The sequence below is a fragment of the Endozoicomonas atrinae genome (assembly GCF_001647025.1).
Taxonomy (GTDB): Bacteria; Pseudomonadota; Gammaproteobacteria; order Pseudomonadales; family Endozoicomonadaceae; genus Endozoicomonas; species Endozoicomonas atrinae.
Window position 1 is genome coordinate 1 of record NZ_LUKQ02000022.1, and the last position, 26,156, is coordinate 26,156.

The following is a 26,156-nucleotide window of genomic DNA, read 5'->3' on the forward strand; positions in this document are numbered from 1 at the left end:
ACCATTCGCACCGGAGTTAAACAGCTCAGAAAGGCTATGGGAGTGGATGCGGGAGCATGACTTATCAAACAAAGCATTTTCAGGTTATGAAAATATTGTAGATTGTTGCTGTGAAGCTTGGAATAACCTTTGCAGCGAAGCTGGTCGACTGTTCAGTCTGTGCTCCCGTGATTGGGCAGTTATACAGTAGTTAGAAAATTCAATTGGTATAAAACCCCTCACCTTTTCAGCGGTAACCTCACCTCAAAATACATCTCTAGCTCTTTTCGGGCCCTACTATATATCAGTCCCCGTAGTGCCCGTTACTCCTCTCATGACTACCACCCAGCAGATTCCCACGTATTCAATAGTGGAGCCTTCAAGACAGAATTTACCCTGCCCTTTTTTAAGCGACCACCAAATAGCGCCCACTTCGGCTCAACCTCTGATTTTTAACACCACTACCTGTAACGAGACGTCCGATCAGAGCCAAGCACTGTACACACAGACTCTGCCCTGTCCTGTTGATCCTGCAATTGTCGCTATCGGGCGCGTAGTCTCAGGGAAGGAGCAATATGACCTTTCTGAAGAGCAGGATAAAAGCCCTTACTTTACCCCCTTCGAAGATAACCTCCCTCAACCAGCACAAATAAAGGCAACCCCCACTGTATTTAACCCCTACGCACCTGAGTTTATACCTCAACAGGGCGACTCAGCCCGGGTAAACCAACCTTCGCCTTCTGCTATACACAGTAAATATGATGAATTAACAGAGCTCTCACAAAAATTGCTGGAGATATCTATGAACATGATTAGTTATTGGCAGAGACCCTTAAGTGATGAAGAAAAGGTTTCCGAACAGTCCCTTCCCGGTATTCTTCTGAGAATTAATGCCATTTTGGATGAGTTACGACAACTTAGTGATGACGAGGGAACAGTCAAAGGTGTTATAAAAATCCAAAATTCATACCAGAATTTATTTGCCAAGAAGGGGCAACGCTTCGAACGCTTGCTAGCGATTGCTTTACACAATGGCGTAGAACGACACAAAATTGGACAGAAAATCAGCAAGCTGGCTGAAGACACCCTTAAATTTATCCAACAGCGAAAGCATCAGAACTGAAGAGGAATTGACTAAAAAAACGACACCCTAAGGTGTCGCTGCTTGCCATCAACAGGTGGTTAGCTCAGGCTGTACCACCCACAGTAATTTCATCAATCTTCAACGTAGGCTGACCAACACCAACCGGGACAGACTGGCCATCTTTACCACAGACACCGACACCAGGATCCAGCTCCAGATCGTTACCGACCATGGAAACCTTGTTCATGACATCAGGCCCGTTACCAATCAGGGTTGCTCCCTTGACTGGCACCGTCTTCTTGCCATTTTCGATCAGCCAGGCCTCACTGGTGGAGAAGACAAACTTACCGGAGGTGATATCCACCTGACCGCCACCCATATTCTCTACATAGATACCTTTCTTGACCGTGCTGATGATCTCTTCAGGGTCATGCTTGCCTGCCAGCATATAGGTATTGGTCATCCTTGGCATGGGCAGGTGAGAATAAGACTCACGACGTCCATTACCCGTCGGTGCAACACCCATTAAACGAGCGTTCAGCTTATCCTGCATGTAACCTTTGAGAATACCATTCTCAATAAGAACAGTACTTTCTGTGGGTACACCTTCATCGTCCATATTCATGGAGCCACGACGACCACCCAGCGTTCCGTCATCAACAATGGTGCAGTGTGGCGAGGCAACCCGTTCACCAATTCGGCCCGCATAGGCGGAGGAACCTTTGCGGTTAAAGTCACCTTCCAGTCCATGACCTACCGCTTCGTGCAGAAGAACACCGGACCAGCCAGAGCTTAATACCACCGGCATGGTGCCTGCAGGTGCTGCTACCGCTTCAAGATTCGTCATGGCCTGGCGCACTGCCTTGCGGGCATACTCAAGGCCGGTATCATTCAGCAGGAACTGAAGGTAATCACCACGGCCACCACCGCCAGCAGAACCACGCTCAATGCGCCCATCTTTTTCAGCGATGACACTGACATTAAGGCGCACCAGCGGACGAATATCGGCTGCCAGAGTGCCATCGGATGCGGCTACCAGCACCACCTCATGAACACCGGCCAGACTCACGGTCACCTGTTTAACGCTTGGGTCGGCCTTACGGGCTTCCTGGTCCAGCTTTTTCAGAAGATCAACCTTATCTTCACTGGATAACGAGTCCAGTGGGTTGGCGGTTCCGTAGAGTGACAGTGGCTGGCTTCGCTGCCAAGCCTGAACCTGCTTCTTCTGGCCAACCCGGGCAATACTTCGGGCAGCACCGGCAGCCTGTTCCAGTGCCGGGAGAATAATCTCGTTGGAGTAGGCAAAACCGGTCTTCTCACCACTCATGGCGCGAACACCAACACCACTGTCTACATTGAAACTGCCTTCCTTGACGATGCCATCTTCCAGCACCCAGGATTCATGGCGCATGGATTGAAAATAAAGGTCCGCAGCATCCACGTTGTGGCCCAGAATGGCATCCAGAATTCTGCTGAGTTCGCTGTCGCCGATATTGGCCGGGGTCAGCAGTTGGTCACGGGCTGTTGTAATAATATCGGTCATAGATTTTGTCACCACTTTTGTCAGCAGCGTGGCTTCACACTGATTTATTCTTATTGCAAGCGTACTCCCTGAGAACGGGATAACTCAAGGGAAGTTTGAAATTTCTAATTATAAATTCATAGGGTTAGTGTGCCCTTTCGCAGGCCCCCAGTACGGTGGTCACTACAACCTCAACTTTCTCTTCCAGCGCTCTCCCTTCTGGTACTGGCTCTCCCTTAACAACCTGCGGCCAGAACAACATTCCCTGGAAAAGACTGATGTAGATATTGGTGATCACACTGAGATCAGTCTCATTCAACTTTCCCGCTTCCATGGCCTCTCTGAACCACTGAGTCACGGCTTTGGTGCTGTAAAGAGTATTGATGAGATTTCGCGCCATGTCAGGCTGACGGAGAAACTCCATCACAATAGTACGTGACAGCGGAATACCATAGGTTTTATAGAGGATTTCGGCTTCTTTAAAGCTGATGGATGTCAGTTGAGCATGAAGGCCGAGTTCTGGGTCAAAGGGATAGCGTACGGCCTCATACGCGGAGGTCTGAAGAATGGTCAACACGGACTCAAACAACAGCTCCTTGCTTTCAAAGTGACGATAGAGCGTGCGCTTGGAAACCTCGGCTGACGTACAGATTCTATCCATATTGGCAGCCAGAAAACCGTATTGGATAAACTCTTCTTTCGCCGCATCGATGATTGCCCGACGTTTTCGCTCAGAGCGTGTCACAACTGTCTCTCCGTTTTTTATACCTCACCTTGCGCGCCTGCTTTTTTTGCTTTTTTAAAAAGATTTGAACTCCCCTGTTCCCACGCTTTGCGTGAGAACGGGGCAAATAAAGCAACACACGAAGTACACTATAGAGTTTACATTTTATGAACGCAAGCATAATATAAACTCACAAGTTTACTTTTAAGCTGCAAGCCTCCCAAAAAGGACTTCCAGAAATCACTCTCCTTCTACCTGATCACATCGGATCAGAACTTTTTAGAGACAGACCAACATGTTGGCATCAATCAAAGTCACCAGACTGGCAGCTGGCATTGCCCTGACATCACTCCTTCTTGGCGGGTGCGGTAAAGAGGAAGTTGCCCAAACCAAAACGGCCATTATTCAACCTGCCCTGACAGAAGTCGTCAGCAGCAGCATCAGTGATGAACTCAGTTTTAATGGTGTGGTCCGCTCCGCTGAACGAGCCAACCTCGCCTTTCGTATAGGAGGGCTGCTCACCGAAATCCGGGTTAAAGAAGGTGATCACGTCAAACAGGGGGACTTATTGGCCAGACTGGATGCCCGGGATGCCAGAACAGCGCTTGAATCCGCCGAACTGGAGCTGCAGAGCACAGAGGATGACTATACCCGCGCCAAAGCAATTTTTGAGAAAAGCCGGGCTATTTCCAGAAGTGATCTGGATGCCATCAACACCCGACTCAATCTGGCCCAGAACCGCGTCGACGAAGCAAAACGACAGTTTGAGTACACTGAGCTGAGAGCCCCTTTTGATGGGATCATCGGCCGTAAACTGGTGGACAACCATATCCAGATTCAGGCCAATAATCCGGTACTGGTACTTCATGATCTGAGTGACCTGGAAGTCGTGATCAACCTTCCCCATAAGGTGATGCTTTCCGGACAGAATCAGGCGACAGCCAACGCTGAATTGTCCGCTATCCCCGGTCAGTTATTCCCACTGGTTTTTCGCACCTGGGCAACAGAAGCGGATCCGGTATCCCAGACCTACCCGGTAGTACTGGGGTTTGATGACCTTAAGGGCTTCAGAGTTCTTCCGGGCATGGCCGTGAAGGTCACCGCATCCAGTGCCCAGACTGAGGGCACCCTCTCAACCATTACCATTCCTCTGACAGCGGTGGTTCCCGATAATCAGGGCAACCAGTTTGTCTGGGTGGTTGGCAGTGACAATAAGGTGAAAAAGCGTTTTGTGAAAGTGGGAAGCCTGAACAAAAATCGCATCGTGATTAAACAACACCTGACTACGGGTGAACGGGTCATCATCGCGGGTGTCTCCAGCCTTAAAGAAGGTATGGAAGTTCGTCCCTATACCGATGGTTCTTCACAACAAGACGCTAATGGCGCTACCCAGAAAAATGCCGGAGCCTGATGCATGGATATCGCACGTTATACCATCGCAAAACGCACCAGTGTCTGGGTGATTATCGCTCTGACCCTGATCGGCGGATATATCAGCTACCTGAAACTGGGTCGCTTTGAAGACCCGGAATTCGTGATTCGACAGGCGGTCATTAATACACCTTATTATGGCGCCACCGCTCAGGAAGTATCCGATGAAGTCACGGACCTGATTGAAGGGGCAGTTCAGTCCCTCCAGGAACTGAAAGAAGTAAAGTCTGTTTCCAAACAGGGCATGTCTGAGGTTACCGTTGAAATCCAGCTGGAGTTTGCCAAAAGCTCTGCGGATTTACAGCAGGTTTGGGACAAACTGCGCCGGAAAATCAGCGATGTTCAACGGCAACTGCCGCCCGGTGCCGGCCCATCCATCGTTAATGATGATTTCTCGGATGTCTACGCCCTCTTCTTTGCCGTGACCGGCGAAGGATTCAGCGACCGGCAGCTGCAGGATTATGTCGATACCCTGCGTCGCGAACTGGTACTGGTTCCGGGAGTCGCCAAAACAGCCACTCTGGCGGAGCAACAGGAAACCATTTTCGTCGAAATATCCAGTGAAGGCATGGCCAAGTATGGTCTGTCTGCAGAAAAAGTCTTTCAGGTACTGCAGAAGCAGAATCTGGTCGCAGTGGCTGGCAGTATTGAAACGGACGCCATGCGCATACCGGTGATTCCCGCCGGCAGCGTACATTCGTTTGATGATCTTAAAAACCTGCAGGTTGGCGTTGGTGAGAACAACACCGTACTCCGTCTGGGTGATATTGCCGATGTTACCCGGGGTTATCAGGAACCGGCACCCATGCTGATGCGCTATAACGGCGAACGGGCTATTGGGTTTGGTATCTCCAATGTCACCGGTGGCAATGTGGTAGATATGGGTGATGTGGTTAAGGCACGGATTGCCGAGCTGGAAAACCAACGCCCTCTGGGGATGGAGTTGCATGTCATTTCCATGCAATCCGATTCAGTACGTGCGTCAGTAGCCAACTTTATTGACAACCTGATTGCGGCTGTTGCCATTGTTTTTGTGGTGCTGCTGCTCTTTATGGGGGTTCGCTCCGGCATCATTATTGGTTTTGTACTGCTGCTTACCGTGGCCGGTACGCTGTGCATCATGCTGATTGAAGATATTGCCATGCAGCGCATCTCACTGGGCGCCCTGATTATCGCCCTGGGCATGCTAGTGGATAACGCCATTGTGGTTACCGACGGTATTCTGGTGCGATTGCAGCAAAATCCTCAGGAAGACCGCAGTGCACTGGCGTCAGAGATTGTAAAGTCAACCCAGTGGCCCCTGCTTGGCGGAACCGTTGTGGGCATCTGCGCCTTCAGCGCTATTGGCCTGTCACCGTCGGATATGGGCGAATACGCAGGCTCCCTGTTCTGGGTAATTCTCTACTCCATGTTACTTAGCTGGGTATTTGCAGTCACCGTCACTCCAATGCTCTGTCACGACTTTTTAAAGGTAAAAGCCAGTAAGGCTGATCAGAAGCCTGGCCGGATGGTAACCGCTTATAAGGCACTGCTTGTATGGGTGCTGAAGCATCGTCTGGTGAGTTCAGCACTGCTAATGGGCACATTAGCGGCAGCAATCTGGGGTGTGCAGTTTGTGCCTCCCGGCTTTATGCCGGATTCACAGCGACCACAGTTTGTTGTGGACGTCTACCTGCCACAAGGCTCTGACATCAAACGTACCGAAGCGCTGGTTGCCAATATCGAGCAGGATGTCAAAGCCAAAGAGGGTATCACCAATATCTCCAGTTTTATTGGTGGTGGCGGCCTTCGCTTTATGCTGACCTATTCACCAGAGGCCCGTAACCCAAGCTATGGTCAGCTGCTGATTGATATTGATGATTACACCAGGATCGCGCCATTATTGAGTGAACTGCAGACAGAACTGGATGCAAAGTACCCGGATGCTTCCATTAAAGTCTGGAAGTTCATGCTGGGTCGTGGTGGCGGCAAGAAAATCGAAGCCGGTTTCAAAGGCCCGGACAGCCGGGTGTTGCGTCAACTGGCGGAGCAGGCCAAAACAATCATGCTGAATGACAGCAATCTGATTGCCGTTCAGGACGACTGGCGTCAACAGATACCAGTCCTTCGACCGGTATATTCTGCGGAAGAGGCTCAACGCTTTGGTCTGACTACACCGGAAATCAATCAGGCCATTGCACAAACATTGACCGGACGTAATATCGGAGTGTACCGCGAAGGCGATGAACTGATTCCGATTGTGGTTCGTTCACCAGAGGCTGAACGCAACCATCAACGAGCCATCGAAAATACCGAAGTGTTCAGCTCAACGGCCCAGCGCTTTATTCCGGTGAGTCAGTTGATAGAGTCAGTTAATGTCGTTTACCAGGACGCAATCCTGCGCCGCATTGACCGAGTACCGACCATTCTGGTACAGGCGGACCCGGCACCCGGTGTCTTGACGGCGGATGCATTCAACAATATTCGCAGCAACATCGAAGCGATTGAATTACCTCCCGGCTATGAGCTGATCTGGTATGGTGAATACAAAGCCTCAAAGGATGCTAACGAGGGACTGGTGATTTCTGCACCCTATGGTTTTGCCGCGATGATTCTGTCGGTGATTTTTATGTTCAATGCGCTGCGTCAGCCTTTGGTCATCTGGCTGACCGCCCCACTGGCATTGGTGGGTGTCACTATCGGCCTGGTGATCTTCCAGACACCATTCGAATTTATGGCGATACTGGGCTTTTTAAGCCTGATCGGCATGATGGTGAAGAATGCCATTGTTCTGGTGGATCAGGCGGATGTGGAGATCAGAGATGGCAAACCGGCGTATCACGCCATTATTGATGCTGCCCTCAGCCGTGCCCGCCCCGTGTTGCTGGGTGCTCTGACCACCATACTGGGTGTGGCTCCGCTGTTGATTGACCCATTCTTCAAAAGCATGGCGGTAACCATTATGTTTGGTCTGCTATTTGCCACCATCCTGACTCTGGTGGTTATTCCGCTGTTCTATGCCATCTTTTTCAAAGTGGACGTTAAAGCCACATAACGCCGGATGAAAATATTCGTTCCCACGCATTTCATGGGAGCGAATATTTTTTCAACAATTATCCTGTCTACCATTGTAATCTTCATCACTCTCCCTTTAGGATTCACCCTCAGTTAATAAAAAAAAGACAACTCAGGGACGTTTTATGCGGTTTAACACGCTGTTGAAAGTACTGACACTTTTCGGCCTGGTGACACATGGCAACGCTCAGGCTCAATGGAATCTCGACAAAAGCCAGTCAGAACTGTATTTCACCTTTATCAAAGCAGCCCAGATTGGCACCATAGGTCATTTTGAATCTTTTGATGCCAATGTCACTGATGATGGAAAAGCAAAGCTGACCATTGACCTTGCCAGCCTGAACACCGGTATTGATAAACGGGACAACCGGCTCAGGAATATTTTTTTCGATACGTCGAAATACCCTACCGCCGATGTTGAGATCAACCTGAGCAAAGATATTTATGAACGCCTGAGTATGGGTGAAACGGAAAAGGTACGAGTTTCGGCAAAAGTTAAACTGCATGGCAAAACCAAACGGCTCCGTGAGCTCGTCAATGTTACCCTGCTAAATGAGAAAACTGTTGAAGTCGCTACTGCCAAACCCATACTGCTGGATGTCAGTGACTATGGACTGATGCCTGGTATTCAGAAACTGATTGATCTGGCTGGAGTGAAGAGCATTTCACAGTCGGTGCCGGTAACCTTCAGGCTGCGTTTTGACGGTACAGAAGCAAACCAGCCGCAATCATGATTTCAACCCCCCCATGCAAGCCGTGGGGGGAATACAACATATCCCCTTCCCCGCTGGGGCTTAATGCCCAGCGGTACCAACATGATGCCCCTCCTCTGAGGGTCTTTTCTGCTGCCACCAGGCCACTAATCCAGCCATCGCTACAATAACGGGCAACATTGCCAGCAAGAGCCCAGTCCAGCCAAGCCATTGCAGAGCCATACCTGAAGTCAATGCCCCCACCGTCTGGGCGCCAAATACCATCGTGTCATTCAACCCCTGGGCCGTGTGTTTCTGCTCCGGCTGATACACAGAAGGCAACAAAGAAGTACCTGCCACAAACAGGAAGTTCCAGGCAACCCCCAGGGCAATCAGTGCCCACCAATAGTGCATGAAACTGTTATCAATGACCCCAACCAGGACACAGCCAGCAAGAATCACCAGCCCGGAATAAATCATCCTAATATGCCCAAGGGCTTTCACCAGAAAGCCGGCAAAGAGTGAAGGGATAAACATCGCCATAATATGGCTTTGAATCACCCGCTTAGTGTCCGACAGGGAAAACTGATCCAGTTCATGCATACTGATCGGGGTAGCGGTCATAATAAAACTCATGACGCCATAACCCACTGCACCACTGGCAGCAGCAATCCAGAAGCCCGGATTTTTCAACAGTAGCCTTTTCGAACACCGGGAGCTCGAATAGCTGCGAGCATCTTCCGGATTATTTTTATAGCCAAGACCAAGTACTGCCAGAGCGCCAATAAAAAGGCCAGTCAGTAGGAGAAATGCACCACTGAACGTATCATCCATCACATACTGACCAAAAAACACCAGCTCCGGCCCAAGCCAGGCAGAAATCAACCCCGCCGTTAATAATCTGGATGCGGCCATCGGCATTTGCTCTTTCTCTACCGACTCCATAGCCGCAAAGCGAAACTGCTGGCAAACAGCAATCACGCCCCCCAGTAACAGAGCAGCACTGCTGAAACCGATAAAAGAATCATGTTTCAGGGCAACCATCGCCAGCAGCGCAGCAAAAGCACCCACCATCATGGCGCTCATGAATAAATGCTTACGTCCCCATTTCCGCGCCAATTGTGCCGACGGGTATACGGAACAGGCAGTACCGGCAACCAGCAGCGCTGCCGGAAGAGTAACCCATGCTGGTGAAGGGGCGATATCACGGCTGGCCAGGGCTGCAGCAAAAACCATAAGCGGTGTGCCACTCATGGCCAGCGCCTGAGCGAAAAACAGTATCCATACGTTAGCAGGCATATATTTATTTTTTATTCCATTTCTGACTTTATTAACTGACAAAAAAGCAAAAAAGGATATATCATTTTTATATACGCCTATAGACTTATAATTTACACGACGATAATCAGTTAAACTTTATCCACGTTCTTTCTGCTTTTTTTTTGCGTCCTTTTATAACGCTCTGCGTCTGAATACTCAATCCATTGATTATTGTCCTGATCGCAACGAAAGAGAAAGCGAACACAATGCTTAAAAGAATCTTATATTTTACTACCCTGACGTTACTCCCCTTTAGCCTGAATGCAGCCCAGGATATTAGCGACATCGCGCCAGAAGCAGGCAGTGGTTTTACAGAAAAAAATGAGATTACTGCTGAACGCTTTATGATCTCAGCAGCAAATCCACTGGCTGCAGAGGCTGGCTACAACGTATTGGCAGATGGTGGAAGTGCCATTGATGCAATGATCGCAGCCCAGACAGTACTGGGCCTCGTCGAGCCACAATCATCCGGCTTGGGCGGCGGAGCTTTTCTAGTCTACTACGATGCTAAAAGTAAAAAAATAACGACATTTGACGGTCGTGAAACCGCACCAATGACCGCCACTCCTGAGCTGTTCCAGGACAAGGAAGGCAAACCACTGGCTTTTTTCGAGGCCGTAGTCGGTGGTCGCTCTGTAGCTACACCCAGTGTTGTGAAATTAATGGGTGACCTGCACACCCGCTATGGCAATAAGCCATGGTCAGATTTACTGCAACCAGCAAAACATATTGCTGAGCAGGGGTTCGCCGTATCACCACGACTGGCCAGCCTGATTCAGTGGGATCAGAAGCGATTGAAAAGCAATCCAGATACGTTCAGGTACTTTTTTAACAGCCATGGGCACCCCCTGAAGGCAGGAGATATTATCAAGAACCCTGATTATGCCAGAACACTGGATATACTTGGAAAACAGGGAGCCAATGCCTTTTATAAAGGAGAAATTGCCACAGGTATCGCCACAAAAGTTCAGAATGCCAAAGGCAACCCGGGCTTACTGTCAAAAGAGGACTTTTTGAATTACCGCATTAAAGAGCGACCACCCACCTGTGCAGCTTACCTGGAGTATGATGTGTGTGGTATGGGACCACCCAGCTCAGGTATGCTCACTATTGGGCAGATCCTCGGAATGGTTGAATATGCCGGTATCGATGAACTGGAAAAAGAGAGTGCTGAAGCCTGGCAGGTCATTGGCGATGCCACCCGTCTGGCCTTTGCTGACCGCAATCGCTATATCGCAGACATCGACTTTGTTGAAATACCTGAAGGGTTGCTGAACAAAAACTACCTGACCAAGCGAGCTAAATTGATCCAGCAGGGTGTAGCCCTGTCAACCGTCACTGCCGGAGAGCCCCTCTGGGAAAATGCGGTGGCACAGGCAGATGATCAGTCCCTTGAACTGCCATCCACGACCCATCTATCGATCGTGGACCAGGACGGTAATATCGTTTCCATGACCAGCAGTATTGAGAATGGCTTTGGCTCTCGATTGATGAGTCATGGCTTTCTTCTGAATAACCAGCTGACTGACTTTTCTTTTATCAGCGAAAAAAATGGCAAACCCATTGCCAATCGTGTAGAGCCAGGAAAACGACCACGATCGTCCATGTCCCCTATTATTGTGATGAAAGATGATCAACCTTACCTGGTGATCGGTTCCCCTGGTGGTGCAAGAATTATCAACTATGTTGCCAATACACTGATCCGACATATTGACTGGGGCATACCCCTGCAGGCAGCAATCAACTCACCCAACCTGCAGAGTCGAAGCGGTATTTATGAGCTGGAAGCCGGTACCAGCGCGGAGAAGCTGAAAGAGCCGCTGAAAAAAATGGGCTATACCGTCAAAGTAATGGATTTAAATTCCGGTATACAGGCAATTCATTTCAGGAACGGAAAACTGGTTGGTGCTTCTGACCCCCGTCGTGAAGGTACTTCCATGGGTAACTAAAAGGCTCAAGGCAGGCTATCCTGCCTCTTTTGCATCTTTTCCTGTCCGTACCCATCTTTATTTATAAACTGATATTAACTCGGTATGAACCCGGTTCTGTTTACTGAGGATTTCCTGATGAACAACACACAAATCGCCTATGCCATTCAAGATGCTGTTGAGTGGTCACTGATGCATGGTATGGCATTAAAAACAACAAAGGATTCTGCACGACACTGTGCCTTCAGTTTTGCCCCCACCCTGATACAGCGTGAACGTTTTGAACTATTAAAATCGATTGTACCGCTGATGGGTAAACTGATTCACGGTGTCTCGGAAGATCATGAGTATCTCATCGAGGCTATTGAACCTCTGTGCAGCGGTGATGCCTTTTTTGCCAGTCTTCTGGAGCTTCATCAGAGCATCCACAACAGTGCTGAACCAGCCAGACGTCTCCCCATGCTGCTGATGAGAACGGACTTTATGGATGATGCTGAGTTTGGCCCGAAACTCATCGAGTTTAATGGCATCGCCGCCGGCATGGGTCCTTTTGGCCAACGTGCCCATGAGCTGCATCATTATCTGCAGTACCAGTGGCCTGCAGCCTTTAAATCCTGGTCTGAGGCAGATGATCTTGAACTGGTTCCAAATCATTGTATTGAAAACCTGGCCAAAGGTATTGCCGGGGCAGCAACGATGGTACGTTCACAATCCAGTGAACATGGCCAGCCGCTGTTTCTAATGGTTGTACAGCCCGATGAAGATAATGTCTATGATCAGCACCTGCTGGAAGAAGCAATTCAAAAAGAAGGCGTCAAAACCGTTCGTCGTACATTCCGCCAGCTCTACGACCAGCTATCTTCCGGAGAAGAGAATCGTCTGCTACTTGAAGGGCTTGGCGGTGTCGATGCCATCTACCTGCGAGCAGGTTATCAACACTGTGACTATGTAGCCCATGATCTGGATGGTGTCCGCTGTTGTTCTGAGCTGGGCAGGATTCGCACTCTTATTGAGCAGCACCGGGTCGCAGTGAATGCTACTGTCAGCCAGCAGCTGGCCACTAGTAAGCGGGTACAAATGCTGCTCTCTGCCATGAGCGAAGAGCAACTCACCCGATTTGGCCTGACACTGGAAGAGGCACACCGGGTCAAACCATTCCTGGGAGAGATGCGGCCGGTGGATGAACAGTCAGCCCTCTGGTTTGCCAGACAAAACCCGAATGACTGGGTACTTAAAAACCAGGGAGAAGGTGGCGGTCACTGTGTTTTTGACCACGATATCCTGCCTCGCCTGAGCAATCTCAAGCCTGAAGAGTATTCGGCCTGGTCACTGATGCGTCGTCTGCATCCACGACACCGCTCCTGTGAAGCACTGGTGGTTCGAAACGGAGAAGCAAAACCGGTAGATAATCTGATCAGTGAGATTGGCATGTTCACCCTGCATCTGGATGGCCACTCACTGACCAGCGACCTTGGGTATGCCGGTTACCTGATTCGCAGCAAACCCGCAACAGCCTCTGAAGGTGGGGTCCATAGCGGCCAGGGGGCGGTTGACTCACTGGCTTGTAGAAGCAGTTAACCAGTGAAATCAAATTTCCAGAGTAATACCAATTCCATTTTCTAAATGTTATAGCGAGCAAGTCATTTTGGACAGCTGGGCAAGGCAGAATGGCGAGTAACAGCCTAGGGGGTGTTACTAACTGGCCATTCAACCAGTTGGTAACGCCCCTAGCTACTTGTGCCCTTGGGTATTGTGAGGAGTTCCAACGAAGATCCAGCGGTTCAAAATAGCTGTGCAGTTTATATTTAGAAGGTGGAACTGGCATGAGTAGACAGCCACTCTACTGCGTTACAACGGTTATTCACAAAGCATAGAGCACATGAAGAAAGGGAAAACCTTTCCTCTGTCCCCTCTGCTTTAATATGCTGTGGGTAAAATGCCAGCATCTATCCTCAGGTTACTTTTTCGGCTTATTCGAGAACAGCTTATCCAGGGTCATTTTAGGATCATCAAAAGAACCATGAATCCGGTAACGAATACTGGCCAGCTGATCCACCTGTTTGCCCACCAGCTTATCCGCAATATAAATAATACCCGCCACCTGAGGAGCAGTTCCCAGAAGCACGCTAAGAATTGGTAGATTGGATGACACGGGCAGGGTAACCACCAGACTCAGATCCAGCTGCTCGGTGTTAGTATCTATACTCCCATCCAGCTTGAAGTCGGAAGATGGCCCTTCGATCACCATTGGCGAATTGAACGTAATCACGCCCCTGTTAAAGTTCAGGCTACCCTTGATCTGATCAAAGCTGATACCGGACGAGTAGAGATCTGAAAAGTCCAGTTTCATCCTTCTCGCCAGTGCTTCAGTATTAAAAATACCAAATAGCTTAAGCGCTCCCGATGAACCACTATCGACTTTGCGCAACCGCCCCTTCTTCAGCAGCAAATCAATCCGGCCTTTCATGGTCGCAACCGAGCCACCCAGAGGAGATCCATCCCAGTTCAGGCTGGCATCAAAGCGGCTATCCTTTGCCTCAAGAAAACCTGAAAAACCGAGAGCTTTCTGTAACTCTCTGATCCCCGTTCCCTTAAGTCCTCCCTGAACCCAGCTGCGCTGTTCTCCTTCCATCTGCACCCAGTCTGCCAGACCATTCAATGACATGCCCGATAGTTCACCGGTTATATTATCGATCTTGACACCGTTGGGCGCATGACGAAGTTTAAAACCTATGCTTGCTGGTGTTCGGCTGCCAATCCGAATATGACTGATTTTCACATCGAGATTGGGCAGCGTTGCCGGATTGATATCCTCCAGACTGTCTTCAGCCTCTGAAGAACCGTCTTTGGGCGAAACTTCAGAAGAAGGCTCTGGCAGGTGTACATGGTCAATATTCAGTGTCCATGGTGCAGTTCGTTGCTCAGGAATCCATAAATTGCCTTTCAGTGTCTGCCCATCAACGGCCAGCTTCATCCCTTTTCTGTCAGACTCTGCTCCCTCCTTCTGGACTGCCTGCTGAAGAGAAACAGCAATATTCGGCCAGAGATAATCCCCATAGGTCAGTGAGCCTATGCGAACACTGTCAAGCTCTATACGTGAGGCCAATTGCTGCTCACCTGGCTTACCGGGCTGCCCTTCAAAGCGCGCCTTCCAAGGACCAAGATCCAGCTCTGGTAAGGTACCAGTCACAAGAAACTGATTCCCTGAAGGCCACTCAGCAGACAATCGATCAGGGTGAGAAGCATCACCCCCCAGGGTAATAAGGGCAGACTCAGGTGAAAACTCTGGAGTCATTCTCATGTCCAGTCTTCCCAGCTTCTCCAGAGCCACACTCAACAACTCGTGTTCTTCTTTTTTCTTCAGAGTAAGCTCCAGAGGGAGTGGTGTATCCGCTGCTTTACCTACGGGAGCTGGCAGCTCAACTTCAACGCCAAGCAGTTCACTGTTAACCCTGAGTTCAGTGTTATTTTCCACCAGTCCCAGGGATAAACTGGCGTGATAATCCGTTTCCCCCTCCAGCAAACTGAGCCAATCCAGCTTCAACCAGTCCTGAAGTGAAGACACAGAGATTCTTCCTGACCAGTCTATATCGGTCGAAATGGGTTGTTGATTCTGTACAGTGGAGCGTATTCGGAAATGAGCCGGCTGATCAAACAGCTGACCAGATAGCTGTCGTGCAGTAAGTCCTCGGTCAGTGCTGTATGAAAGATCCCCCGCAATGCCTTTTGCTTCAACCCCCACCTCAGGAATCGCGAATGTAAATGATTGCACAGCAGCACGGACATCCACTTCAGAACTGTCCAGGTCATCAAGAGGCAGCGTCAAATTAAGTCCGGCATCCAGTTGCCCCTGCAATTGCCATTTCTTTGCTTCGCCTTCCATCCAGTCATTAATGGGAGTCCGGGTCAGGAAGTGTTTCAGAGTCTCACCACTGGCATTCAGGTGACTACTGATCCTGAGTATCGATTCCCCTTCCAGTGGCACTCGCGCCACAATATCATCCAGCTTTCCACCCGCTGACTCTGCACTTTGACCAAGTACCTCCACCCGGTCATCGTTGACATAAACCTGCCCGGCCAGGCCGGTAATCACAGGCCAGTCGGGTGCATAGTCCAGCTCTCCATTCTGGATATCAAAAAACAGTCCCCAGCGGGAATCCTGGGGACCGATATCTCCATCCTCATCACCAACAAGCGCACCGTTATAAATAAACCCGCCCCCGGAAATATCCGCTTTGCGAATAGCGGTATCGAGCCAGTGAACCAGCTCACTGTCCATCGGCATAAAGGCTGGAAGGTACTTGCCCGTATATCGGGCATCACCGTTGCTCATCCCAACCGTCAATGCCATATCGAGGGTATCGCCTTCATGCCATTTCAATGGGATATCAAGCCTCAGCTTGCCTTTCAGGCTGCCTTCAGGCCCAACCAGCGCAAGGTCATCCGACTTCAAAATATAAAAGTCATCGATAACATCCCAGTAAAGGCGTGCTTTGGCAGTATCAAATGTCCAGGTCTCCCGGAACAGCTTGGGAAATCCCAACTGAAAGTTCCGGGTATCCAGATCAAGATAGCCCCGCAGAAGGTTCATCCTTAGCTGGCCACTGACATTCCCCCCTGAAGGCGCGCCCTGCCAGGCATCAACAGAAACATTGTCGAGCCGGGCGCTCAAGTCAAAATCAAAAGGTTTGCGAGACGGATAAAAGCGGATGGCCAGGTCATTCAGCTGCCCAGTGGGATTCAGGGTATTAACCAGACCTGCTACTGATTCCGGGAGCGTATCAGTATCCAGTACCCAGCGTTTGAGTAGATCCAGATCCAGATTTTCAGTAGCCACGGTTACTGTATATTCTTCAGTTCGACCTCCGGTCAGATACCAGCTGTTTTCCCATTGATAAACAATCCCGTTATGCAGGCGGTTTTCCAGCTTGAGTTCATTCAGCCAGATCTGCCAGCTGGACTCACGCTCTCCCTGCATGAATAGATGGGTCTGTCCGGAAAGGTGGTTCAAAGCTCCAGAGTTATCCAGATAGGTAACATCGGGAGAACCTACCTCTCCCTGAACCTGCCAGACCCCGTGATCATATCGCCATCGAGTATCTAACTGTACCAGCGCCATCAGCACATCATCATAACAGCCAGACCACAGAGCACAGAGCTGCTCAGCATTAAGATCGCTGGCTACGGCCATTCCCTGCCACTGCGAAAACTGACCACGACTGGCTATCCCAGATCCATCGATTTCAAGATAGCCAGCACCTACCTCAAGGCGGGCTGACAAATCTTTCTGATCACCATCCGTCACTACTGTTAAATGCTGGCCATTAATATCGCTGCTCTCACCATTGGCTTTTCGCAGATTCAGACGGATGTTGCGAATATCAACCATCTTTTGCAGGGCAAGCCATTCCAGTGCAGATCCTTTACGATAATCAGGAGCGTTTAATGATGACCCGGCAACCTGCTGAATACCTGATAGCGCCCACTGAGCACCATCTCCCTGAACCAGGTCAATATTCACACCACTGATTTCCAGTGAAGAAAATACGGGCCTCCAGTGTAATAATGAAGCCCTCAGGCTCAGTTCCATATCCAGCTGTGTGATACTGAACCCAGTCACATCGGCATCTTTTCCCTTAAGCGTTAACCCTCGCAGTGATAACCATGGCTCGCCATCATTCCATTTGGCAGACATGGACTCAATTTGCAGGTCAGCATTTAAGCGGTCGCTGAGAAAACGTGAAAGTTCAGGCTGCAGAACAGGTAAGGCACTGAACATCAGCCACCCGAACCCCATCAGAATGACCAGAATGGTTAACCCTGTAAGCAGGAGCCGCCAGCTCCATTTCATCAAACTATTAAGCAGACAGAGAGCACCAGATGGCACCTTTTCACCATCGGCCCCCTGCATGCACGGAGTAGTCCGCTTGAGGCTGTTTACAATCCGCTTCAACAACCGTGTTCCCGCCCTGATAAAACATTAGCCATACCCATAATAGAACTGGCATATAACACAAGTGATAATCAATGAAATACCAGTTTCAAGAAAGGCTGTTTCAAAATGAATGGTATTTCAAAAATGGAAATGCGGTTTCCCACTCTCAAATGAAAAACCGCATCTACAAAAACAGTAAAAGAACCGATTAAACCAGAACTACATCAAACTGCTCCTGGGTATAGATCGGCTCTACCTGAAAACGAATAGGTTTCTGGATAAACTCTTCAAGATCAGCAACATTACTGGACTCCTCATCCAGCAGGCGATCTATCACTGCCTCAGATGCCAGCACCATATAACTGTCACCATCGTATGCCCGGACAGCACGGAGAATTTCCCGAAAAATCTCATAGCATACTGTCTCTGCCGTCTTCAGCGTGCCGCGACCTTCACAGGTTGGACAGGATTCACACAGAATATTCTCCAATGACTCACGGGTTCGCTTGCGGGTCATTTCTACCAGACCCAGTTCACTGACTCCGGTAAAGTTGGTCTTGGCATGATCCTGCTCCATCGCCTTTTCGAAAGCACGCTGAACCTGCCGCTGATGCTCTGGATCTTCCATATCAATAAAGTCGATAATGATGATCCCCCCCAGATTCCGTAAACGGAGCTGACGGGCAATCGCAACAGCGGCTTCAAGGTTAGTTTTAAAGATAGTCTCTTCAAGGTTACGATGACCAACAAATGCACCGGTGTTTACATCGATGGTCGTCATGGCCTCTGTCTGATCAATAATCAGATAGCCACCGGACTTGAGTTGAACTTTGCGGCTAAGCGCCTTGTTGATCTCATCTTCAACACCAAACAGATCAAAAATCGGGCGTTCACCAGGGTAATATTCAACACGACCATCAATTTCAGGCACAAGCTTCTTTACGAACTTGGAAACTTTTTCAAAGGTTTCCCGGGAATCAATACGGATCTTTTCAATGTTAGGGTTTACAAGGTCGCGCATGGTTCTCAAGTGAAGTGGCAGATCTTCATATACATTGGCAGGCGCCTTGCTTTCCTTGATATTTTCTTCGATGGTTTCCCAAAGTCTGCGCAGGAACAGAATATCCGCACGCACCTCATCTTCCCCAATGCCTTCTGCAGCGGTTCTCAGAATAAAACCACCCGCTCCGGAATCTTCGGAAGAATCACCATCGTTGCCACCAAGGCAGGACTCAACCAGTTGCCTCAGACGTTCCCGCTCCTCAACATCTTCAATGCGAAGCGAGATGCCCACGTGGTTGTTTTTTGGCATATGGACCAGGTAACGGGCCGGAATGGAGATATGGGTGGTCAGGCGAGCGCCTTTAGTGCCCAGGGGGTCTTTCGTTACCTGGACAACCAGAGACTGGCCTTCGTGCACCAGCTCATAAATGGGGCGCTCTTGTATCTCTTCACCGCTTTTATCCTGCCTTGGCGCAATCTCACTGGCATGAATAAATGCCGCCCGCTCAAGACCAATATCAACAAAAGCGGCCTGCATACCCGGCAAAACGCGAACCACTTTCCCTTTATAAATATTGCCGACAATCCCGCGACTTCGGGCACGCTCTACATAGATCTCCTGGAGCACCCCATTTTCAACCAGAGCCACCCGTGATTCCATGGGCGTGATATTCATGAGAATTTCTTCACTCATCCCAGTCCCTCAATTCCTTTAATGCATTGACCTGTGATGCCTCTTTACTACAAATGAGTTTCAGAACCCATCTCAGGCACCACAGGTCAATACACTTTTCCACCAATCCTTTAGAAGAGCTGACGTACTGGCAGAAACAAAGCAGATGGTTCGATCATACCAGTAATTTGCGTTCGGTTTTTGCTTCCTGACAAACTTTATACCAAAAACCGTTCCATGATGCTTTTAGAGCTTATTTATGATCTGATTTGAGTCGCATAAATGGGTAACAAATGTTCCAGCTTTTCAGCTTTGCGAGGAGCATAGTGGTGCAAGGAGTCGGGAAAACTGAAAAACAGGAGCAATATCAACTCCTCTCTAAGAGGATGTCCGAGAATAGCGAGGGTGACAGAAAACTGAGAATAATAATTCCATTTTTTGTGCAGTGAATAGTGATTCCAGTAGCCAAACAAAACAGAGTTTTAAGACCAGTTTGCTGCCAGCATATTAGGACAATCTATTCTCGAACAGCTTATATCAATTGCTCTTTCTAACGCCCTATTGCGCCGAAGGCCTGAAGCGTAACCCTGCGTTGAAGCTCCTCGCCATAACTATGGCTAGGACTCGTCACTTCGCCTTTATGCCCTTCAGGGTGTTGTCTACACTCCAGTCCATCATGCTCATGACGGACTTAGAAAGTTGAATTGGTATTACAGGCCGGTATGAGAGAGACTCATTGTTCGAAACAATGTGAAAAACCACAGATCAGCGCGCTTCCCAAAATGGCACATTAAACTGTGTCAGAAGCCGTGAAGTCTCCATAAGCGGCAATCCTACAACTGCTGAATAGCTGCCAGACATACTTGCCACCAAGACGGCACCATAGCCCTGAATACCGTAGGCACCTGCCTTATCTGTCGACTCCCCAGAAGCAATATAATCATCAATCAGCTGACTGGATAGATCATTAAAAACCACATCCGTTACTGACAGCTCAGATTGAAGCTGTCTGCCATCAGTTACTGCTACAGCGGTCATAACCTGATGCGTACTTCCGGAAAGCATGGCTAGCATGCGACGGGCATCATCTGAACTCTGTGGCTTGCCAAGAATCTGGTCATTACAGACAACCGTTGTATCTGCTGCCAACAAAGGCATTTTGGGAGAATCCAGGGTTAATAATTCCTGCCAACCTGTAGCTGCCTTTTCCCGGGCCATGCGAAGCACATACTCAGAAGGAACCTCACCGGGAATAGGGGTTTCATCAATTTCACAGGCCAGTTTATGAAAGGAAACACCGATTTGCTGTAACAGCTCAGCTCGACGTGGGGACTGGGAAGCCAGATAGATCATATTCAACCTTTCTTTGAGCCACAAAGGCAGCACTTATTTTCTGCACCCAGCGCATACAAGCCACCAAAAAGTGTTGTATCTTTGTGGTTCCATTATTTTTAAAACTATTGGGATGAACGCCTGCTCAGGAATGGCAGGACCTTTGACGTTTCATTGCATGTTCTGCGCACCGAGATACTCCCATTACGAAACACGGCACTGCAGGAATAACCTGAAGCACATAAAGGCCATCAGCTTCCAAAATATCACAACAAAGACATATACCTGTCGCCTTTCAAGTTGCTACTTTGTTGGCTGCATTCGCTCACCATTTGTCACATAGTATTTCTATGTTCCCATGGCTTCACTCTTTTGCCGCCGCTTAGCAACTTGAAATCCATTGGGTATAGGCTGGGCAAAACGTCAACAGGCACTGGTGGCAACTCCATTTACTGCATCAGGCGACTAAACCACCCGGAAATAGCGTCTTAGAAACCTCAGCCCGGACATAACCCAGGGCCAGATAAGCGCACTGGATATTGAAGGGAGCAGATACCAGACAGAAGGAATCGTATCCCCTGCAGCACTGCGAACCCATAATAGCAACAGCTGATAAAAACCAATCATCAGGAACACCATGAAGGCCTGTTGCCAGACAGGAAATAGCCTGAGCCGTCGATGAAGGCTGAGTACAATAAACGCTACCATCATCATACCCAGAGAATTCAAACCAAACAGACTTCCCTGAAACACATCCAGAAGCAAACCAGTGATAAACGCAAAAAACAGACCAAACCGCTCTGGCAATGCCAGAACCCAGTATATAACCACCAACGGAACCCATGCAGGGCGAACCAGTGATAACCACTCAGGCAATGGCATAATACTGAACATCGCCCCCACCAGCAGGGTAATCCATACCACCCAGTGGGCATTAGCCTGTTGAACCATTATCGCCGTACCTCATCTGCCGGCTCAATCAGGCCGGTAACTTCCCTGAAAACCAGAAGCACAACCCGGCTTCTATTCACTTCTGCAAGAGGCTGCACTTCAATAGAGGAAAAGGCATCACCAGGATTATGTATAACCTGGGTAACCACTCCCACCGGATACCCTTCAGGGTAGGTTCCCCCCAACCCAGAGCTGGTCAGTAGATCTCCCTCCTGAAAATCTTCAGTAACAGGAATATGCAGCAGCTCAAGGCGGTCCGTACGACCGGTCCCCGCAGCAATAGCACGATATTTGGTTCGGTGATTTTGCACAGGAATTCGTGCCGCCATATCGGTCAGCATCAATACCCGACTGCTGACAGGGCTAACTTCAATAACTTGGCCCATAACGCCATGAGCATCGAGAATGGCCTGCCCTTCGTAGACCTTATCGATGGCTCCCTTATTGATGATTACCCTGTGCCGGAAAGGATCAGGGTCAACACCAACAACTTCTGAAACCAGCACCTGCTCATCCACCAACTCAGATGAGTTTAGCAATTCCCGCAGGCGGATATTCTGGGCTGTTAATGAAGCAAGCTTCTGAACTTTCTGTTCAAGAATAAGGTTTCGTGCTTTGAGACGAGCATTTTCCTGTAGCAAGTCGTTATGTGACATCACGACCTGTGAAGCCGTCCCCCAGATACGCCCTGGCAGATCAGCAAGAAACAGAACAGGAGTAGCAGCAACAGTCAGCCACTGGCGAACCTGAGACAGAGCTCGATAGCTATGATCAAAATACAAAATCGCCAATGACAGAATGATCAGTAAAACAAAACGCGTGACCAATGACTGGCGTTGACTGAAAATCGGTTTAATAACCTGCTCCTTACCAGGCCTCAGAACTTATCTTGCCTTGAAAATGCCATATAAAAAACCTGAACCTGGAGAGCCCTCATATCGGCACCCATGTATATCTGACAATTTCCAGCGATCAGGTATGTATAGTGATGAGTCCTGTTACCAAACTTCCCGAAAAAGATGGGATTACAGAAAAAAACCACTGATCACATAAAGAGGACAGCAAACATTGCCTGACGGCAGACCAAAATAGCAAATCAGCAATACCTCCAGAGGAAATATTGCTGATCATATAAACAGATGTTTGATTAACAGAGGCTCTATCTACCCGTTAATCCGTGGATAAGAGATCCATACGGTGCTTATCCATCATCTCGATTGCCCTGCCGCCGCCACGAGCAACACAAGTGAGCGGGTCTTCAGCGACCAGAACCGGCAGACCGGTTTCTTCACTGATCAGTTTATCCAGGTCTCGCAGCAATGCCCCTCCACCGGTAAGAACCAGACCACGCTCCGCAATATCAGAAGCCAGTTCTGGCGGCGATTGTTCCAGGGCACTCTTTACGGCCTGAACAATCGCCGTCAACGACTCCTGAAGAGCCTCCAGAATCTCGCCACTGTTCAGGGTAAAGCTCCGGGGAATACCTTCCGCCAGGTTACGCCCGCGCACATCAATTTCCAGCAGCTCATCACTTGGGTAGGCTATGGCAATTTCCTGCTTGATACGCTCAGCAGTAGCATCACCAATCAGGCTTCCGTAGTTGCGGCGGACATAAGTCACAATCGCATCATCAAACCGGTCACCGCCAATACGTACTGACTCAGAGTAGACAACGCCACTAAGGGAGATAATGGCAATCTCCGTAGTACCACCACCGATATCCACAACCATGGAACCACTGGCTTCTTCAACCGGAAGGCCGGCACCAATAGCAGCCGCCATAGGCTCTTCAATCAAATAAACTTCCCGGGCACCGGCGCCCAGTACCGATTCACGGATCGCCCGCTTTTCAACTTTGGTTGATTTGCAGGGTACGCAGACCAGCACACGAGGGCTGGGCTGAATAAAACTGTTCTCATGCACTTTGTTAATAAAGTGCTGCAGCATGCGCTCGCAGACATCAAAGTCAGCAATCACACCATCCTTCATTGGACGAATGGCAGTGATATTACCTGGGGTTCGCCCCAGCATCCGCTTGGCATCGGCACCAACAGCCACTACGCTCTTCTGAGTACCGAGATTGCGGATAGCAACCACAGAGGGTTCATTTAACACTATGCCCTTTTCTCGGACATAGACCAGTGTGTTGGCTGTTCCAAGGTCGATCGAGAGATCGCTGGAAAACAGACCACGTAACCTTTTCAGCATGTTATGGTGTACCTTGATTCAAGGCTTGGGTAATTCCAGAAACTCTAACAATGCTGCCTCCAGAGGGCAAGCAGCAATTGTGCACTGTGGGAACTGTGCCTGAATCATTTACATCAGGAAAAGTATTCAAACAGCGGCTCCTTATACTGGGATTTACCGAAAAACCGGGTGACTGTCCGTGTATTTTTTAAACTGCAATACTCTATTTTTACACCAACCTACACCCCATTTACCATTCCTATAGAGATGTTTCTGGTAAACATCCCATTGATCACCATATAAACCCTTGAGAAATAACCGGGTAGCCCATACATTAGCTTCTTATTTATTTTATTGTGAAAATGTCTCTACCGGAATATTTCCCTCATTTTCATAAGCCTGATCTTCAAGTGGGCGTCAGCCTCGCCCACTGTTATTCATTTATGGAGAACCCCTACCAATGGCCATCGACGCCTCTGGAGTCAAAAAGGTTGCACACCTTGCACGTTTGTCCATTGACGACGATGCAGTGGAAGCAACAGCTGCCACCATCAGCAGCATACTGGAACTGGTCGATAGAATGCAGGCCGTTGATACACAGGGCGTGGAGCCCCTGGCACACCCTCTGGATGCCATCCAGCGCCTGCGCCCTGACGAAGTCACCGAAGAAAACCAGCGGGAGCAATTACAGAGCTGCGCACCTGCGGTTGAAGAAGGCCTCTTCCTGGTTCCCCGTGTTATTGAGTAACGCACTAGAAAACATTGCAGCAGTCATCATGGTAGAAACGCCGAAATGGCTTTATTTTCATAGTAACTGCTCTGAGTCCGGTAGAAGCTGAGCCTCTTCTATACAATACGTCTTCCAACCGACCGAATCCCATGTACGATAAAACCATTGCAGAACAGAGCCGGGCATTAGCCAATGGCGAAATATCCAGTGTCGAGCTGACACAAACCTACCTTGACCGAATCAAGCAATTCGATGGTGACATCAACAGCTTTATTACGGTGACTGAATCGTTAGCACTGAAGCAGGCAGAAGCAGCCGACAAACGCCGCACTGCAGGCAATGCCAGCGCCATGACCGGTATTCCTGTTGCCCATAAAGATCTCTTCTGCACAGAAGGCGTCAAGACCTCCTGTGGCTCAAAGATGCTGGACAACTTTGTTGCGCCTTATGAGTCCACCGTCACCGGCAAATTCAAGGATGCCGGTGCTGTCATGCTCGGCAAAACCAACATGGATGAGTTTGCCATGGGCTCTTCCAATGAAAACAGCCATTATGGCCCCGTCAAAAACCCATGGGACAAATCCGCTATACCCGGCGGGTCCTCCGGTGGGTCAGCGGCAGCCGTAGCAGCCCTGCTGGCGGCCGGTGCTACCGGCACAGATACTGGCGGCTCTATTCGCCAGCCTGCGTCACACTGTGGTATTACTGGCCTTAAGCCAACCTATGGTCGAGTGTCTCGCTGGGGCATGGTCGCCTACGCCTCAAGCCTTGATCAGGCTGGCCCGATGACCCGCTCTGCCGAAGATGCAGCCATTATGCTGAACACTATGGCTGGCTTTGATAACCGGGATTCCACCTGCCTTGACCGTGAAGTGCCGGACTACACCGCAACACTGAATGACTCTCTGGAAGGCCTGACCATCGGCTTGCCAAAAGAGTACTTCACAGCCGGTCTGGACAGTGAAGTAGAACAACAGATCCAAAATGCCATTACAGAATACGAGAAGCTGGGGGCAAAGGTAAAAGAAGTCAGCCTGCCCAATGCCGAGCTGTGCATTCCGGCTTACTACGTCATTGCTCCGGCAGAAGCATCTTCCAACCTGTCCCGCTTTGATGGCGTTCGTTTCGGATACCGCTGCGAAGCCCCAAAAGACTTGATGGACCTCTACATTCGCAGCCGCAGCGAAGGTTTTGGTGAAGAAGTCAAACGTCGTATTATTGTTGGTACCTATGCCCTCTCTGCAGGCTACTACGATGCCTATTACCGCAAGGCTCAGCAGATCCGTCGCCTGATCCGCGATGACTTCCTCAACGCCTTCAAGGAGTGTGATGTCATCATGGGTCCCAATGCGCCAACACCTGCCTTTGATCTTGGCTCCATGAGCAATGATCCGGTAGCCATGTATCTCTCCGATATCTATACACTGTCGGTTAACCTGGCCGGCCTTCCCGGATTATCCGTTCCAGCGGGCATGGCAAATAATCGCCCGGTTGGCCTGCAGGTCATTGGTCAGCACTTTGATGAAGCCCGCCTTCTGAATATTGGCCACCGCTTCCAGCAGGCTACTGACTGGCACCAGAAATCTCCGGCATTGGTATAGGACACAGAAAT

General features: G+C 49.5%; 17 protein-coding genes and 1 pseudogene. 9 read left to right on the plus strand and 9 right to left on the minus strand.

What is annotated here, in order from left to right; translation table 11 throughout:
- Both AK963_RS35080 and AK963_RS31805 read left to right on the plus strand, forming a co-directional pair.
- Positions 1-190, plus strand: a pseudogene (locus AK963_RS35080) (IS630 family transposase); the annotation flags it as partial.
- A gap of 591 nt (positions 191-781) precedes the next feature.
- Complete coding sequence (locus tag AK963_RS31805; RefSeq protein ID WP_139117254.1) at positions 782-1,102, plus strand: hypothetical protein; 321 nt, start codon at positions 782-784, stop codon at positions 1,100-1,102.
- Positions 1,103-1,166: 64 nt separating this feature from the next.
- Here AK963_RS31805 and tldD read toward each other — a convergent pair whose 3' ends face one another.
- Positions 1,167-2,606 carry a metalloprotease TldD gene (gene tldD, locus AK963_RS04995; RefSeq protein ID WP_066014369.1) on the minus strand — a complete coding sequence of 480 codons (1,440 nt, stop codon included), beginning with the start codon at positions 2,604-2,606 and terminating at the stop codon, positions 1,167-1,169.
- Between the two features lie 124 nt (positions 2,607-2,730).
- Positions 2,731-3,330, minus strand: coding sequence for a TetR/AcrR family transcriptional regulator (locus AK963_RS05000; protein ID WP_066014370.1), 600 nt, complete (start codon positions 3,328-3,330; stop codon positions 2,731-2,733).
- 274 nt (positions 3,331-3,604) lie between these two features.
- On the opposite strand from AK963_RS05000, the gene AK963_RS05005 reads away from it, so the two are divergent.
- The 3 genes from AK963_RS05005 to AK963_RS05015 all read left to right on the plus strand — a co-directional run bounded on the left by AK963_RS05005 (position 3,605) and on the right by AK963_RS05015 (position 8,528).
- Positions 3,605-4,720, plus strand: a complete 1,116-nt coding sequence (locus tag AK963_RS05005) for an efflux RND transporter periplasmic adaptor subunit (RefSeq protein ID WP_066014371.1) — start codon at positions 3,605-3,607, stop codon at positions 4,718-4,720.
- Between the two features lie 3 nt (positions 4,721-4,723).
- Positions 4,724-7,774 carry an efflux RND transporter permease subunit gene (locus tag AK963_RS05010; RefSeq protein ID WP_066014372.1) on the plus strand — a complete coding sequence of 1,017 codons (3,051 nt, stop codon included), beginning with the start codon at positions 4,724-4,726 and terminating at the stop codon, positions 7,772-7,774.
- A gap of 145 nt (positions 7,775-7,919) precedes the next feature.
- Entirely contained in the window at positions 7,920-8,528 is a 609-nt protein-coding gene (locus tag AK963_RS05015) for a YceI family protein (RefSeq protein WP_066014373.1), read from the plus strand.
- 60 nt (positions 8,529-8,588) lie between these two features.
- Here AK963_RS05015 and AK963_RS05020 read toward each other — a convergent pair whose 3' ends face one another.
- Positions 8,589-9,785: an MFS transporter gene (locus AK963_RS05020; RefSeq protein WP_066014374.1), complete on the minus strand. Its 1,197-nt coding sequence runs from the start codon at positions 9,783-9,785 to the stop codon at positions 8,589-8,591.
- 227 nt (positions 9,786-10,012) lie between these two features.
- Here AK963_RS05020 and ggt point away from each other — a divergent pair, with 227 nt between their 5' ends.
- Entirely contained in the window at positions 10,013-11,755 is a 1,743-nt protein-coding gene (gene ggt / locus AK963_RS05025) for a gamma-glutamyltransferase (RefSeq protein ID WP_066014375.1), read from the plus strand.
- Between the two features lie 117 nt (positions 11,756-11,872).
- Entirely contained in the window at positions 11,873-13,312 is a 1,440-nt protein-coding gene (locus AK963_RS05030) for a glutathione synthase (RefSeq protein WP_066014393.1), read from the plus strand.
- 379 nt (positions 13,313-13,691) lie between these two features.
- On the opposite strand, the gene AK963_RS05035 is transcribed toward AK963_RS05030, so the two are convergent.
- From AK963_RS05035 to AK963_RS05060, 6 genes are all read right to left on the minus strand, one after another.
- Complete coding sequence (locus AK963_RS05035; RefSeq protein ID WP_139117255.1) at positions 13,692-17,687, minus strand: YhdP family protein; 3,996 nt, start codon at positions 17,685-17,687, stop codon at positions 13,692-13,694.
- Between the two features lie 190 nt (positions 17,688-17,877).
- The gene (gene rng, locus AK963_RS05040; RefSeq protein WP_066014377.1) at positions 17,878-19,365 is read right to left on the minus strand and encodes a ribonuclease G; all 1,488 of its coding nucleotides are present in this window, start codon (positions 19,363-19,365) and stop codon (positions 17,878-17,880) included.
- A 744-nt stretch (positions 19,366-20,109) separates the two neighbouring features.
- Positions 20,110-20,697 (minus strand): Maf family protein, encoded by a 588-nt coding sequence (locus AK963_RS05045; RefSeq protein WP_066014378.1) that lies wholly within the window; start codon positions 20,695-20,697, stop codon positions 20,110-20,112.
- Positions 20,698-21,141: 444 nt separating this feature from the next.
- The gene (mreD, locus tag AK963_RS05050; RefSeq protein ID WP_083232471.1) at positions 21,142-21,627 is read right to left on the minus strand and encodes a rod shape-determining protein MreD; all 486 of its coding nucleotides are present in this window, start codon (positions 21,625-21,627) and stop codon (positions 21,142-21,144) included.
- Positions 21,627-22,508 carry a rod shape-determining protein MreC gene (gene mreC, locus AK963_RS05055; protein WP_083232472.1) on the minus strand — a complete coding sequence of 294 codons (882 nt, stop codon included), beginning with the start codon at positions 22,506-22,508 and terminating at the stop codon, positions 21,627-21,629. The genes mreD and mreC overlap by 1 nt, the downstream gene beginning before the upstream one ends.
- Before the next feature lie 289 nt (positions 22,509-22,797).
- Complete coding sequence (locus AK963_RS05060; protein ID WP_020585121.1) at positions 22,798-23,835, minus strand: rod shape-determining protein; 1,038 nt, start codon at positions 23,833-23,835, stop codon at positions 22,798-22,800.
- Positions 23,836-24,274: 439 nt separating this feature from the next.
- On the opposite strand from AK963_RS05060, the gene gatC reads away from it, so the two are divergent.
- Together gatC and gatA are read left to right on the plus strand one after the other, a co-directional pair.
- Complete coding sequence (gene gatC, locus AK963_RS05065) at positions 24,275-24,562, plus strand: Asp-tRNA(Asn)/Glu-tRNA(Gln) amidotransferase subunit GatC (RefSeq protein ID WP_066014381.1); 288 nt, start codon at positions 24,275-24,277, stop codon at positions 24,560-24,562.
- Positions 24,563-24,693: 131 nt separating this feature from the next.
- Positions 24,694-26,145 (plus strand): Asp-tRNA(Asn)/Glu-tRNA(Gln) amidotransferase subunit GatA, encoded by a 1,452-nt coding sequence (gene gatA, locus AK963_RS05070; protein ID WP_066014382.1) that lies wholly within the window; start codon positions 24,694-24,696, stop codon positions 26,143-26,145.
- Positions 26,146-26,156 lie beyond the last annotated feature (11 nt).

What these genes read in the sequence shown, in the direction of transcription:
- mreD (WP_083232471.1), bottom strand. Translation starts at nt 21,627, where the DNA reads ATGGTTCAACAGGCTAATGCCCACTGGGTGGTATGGATTACCCTGCTG.
- AK963_RS05005 (WP_066014371.1), top strand. Translation starts at nt 3,605, where the DNA reads ATGTTGGCATCAATCAAAGTCACCAGACTGGCAGCTGGCATTGCCCTG.
- AK963_RS05060 (WP_020585121.1), bottom strand. Translation starts at nt 23,835, where the DNA reads ATGCTGAAAAGGTTACGTGGTCTGTTTTCCAGCGATCTCTCGATCGAC.
- AK963_RS31805 (WP_139117254.1), top strand. Translation starts at nt 782, where the DNA reads ATGAACATGATTAGTTATTGGCAGAGACCCTTAAGTGATGAAGAAAAG.
- tldD (WP_066014369.1), bottom strand. Translation starts at nt 2,606, where the DNA reads ATGACCGATATTATTACAACAGCCCGTGACCAACTGCTGACCCCGGCC.
- ggt (WP_066014375.1), top strand. Translation starts at nt 10,013, where the DNA reads ATGCTTAAAAGAATCTTATATTTTACTACCCTGACGTTACTCCCCTTT.
- AK963_RS05015 (WP_066014373.1), top strand. Translation starts at nt 7,920, where the DNA reads ATGCGGTTTAACACGCTGTTGAAAGTACTGACACTTTTCGGCCTGGTG.
- AK963_RS05030 (WP_066014393.1), top strand. Translation starts at nt 11,873, where the DNA reads ATGAACAACACACAAATCGCCTATGCCATTCAAGATGCTGTTGAGTGG.
- gatC (WP_066014381.1), top strand. Translation starts at nt 24,275, where the DNA reads ATGGCCATCGACGCCTCTGGAGTCAAAAAGGTTGCACACCTTGCACGT.
- AK963_RS05045 (WP_066014378.1), bottom strand. Translation starts at nt 20,697, where the DNA reads ATGATCTATCTGGCTTCCCAGTCCCCACGTCGAGCTGAGCTGTTACAG.
- gatA (WP_066014382.1), top strand. Translation starts at nt 24,694, where the DNA reads ATGTACGATAAAACCATTGCAGAACAGAGCCGGGCATTAGCCAATGGC.
- AK963_RS05010 (WP_066014372.1), top strand. Translation starts at nt 4,724, where the DNA reads ATGGATATCGCACGTTATACCATCGCAAAACGCACCAGTGTCTGGGTG.
- AK963_RS05020 (WP_066014374.1), bottom strand. Translation starts at nt 9,785, where the DNA reads ATGCCTGCTAACGTATGGATACTGTTTTTCGCTCAGGCGCTGGCCATG.
- rng (WP_066014377.1), bottom strand. Translation starts at nt 19,365, where the DNA reads ATGAGTGAAGAAATTCTCATGAATATCACGCCCATGGAATCACGGGTG.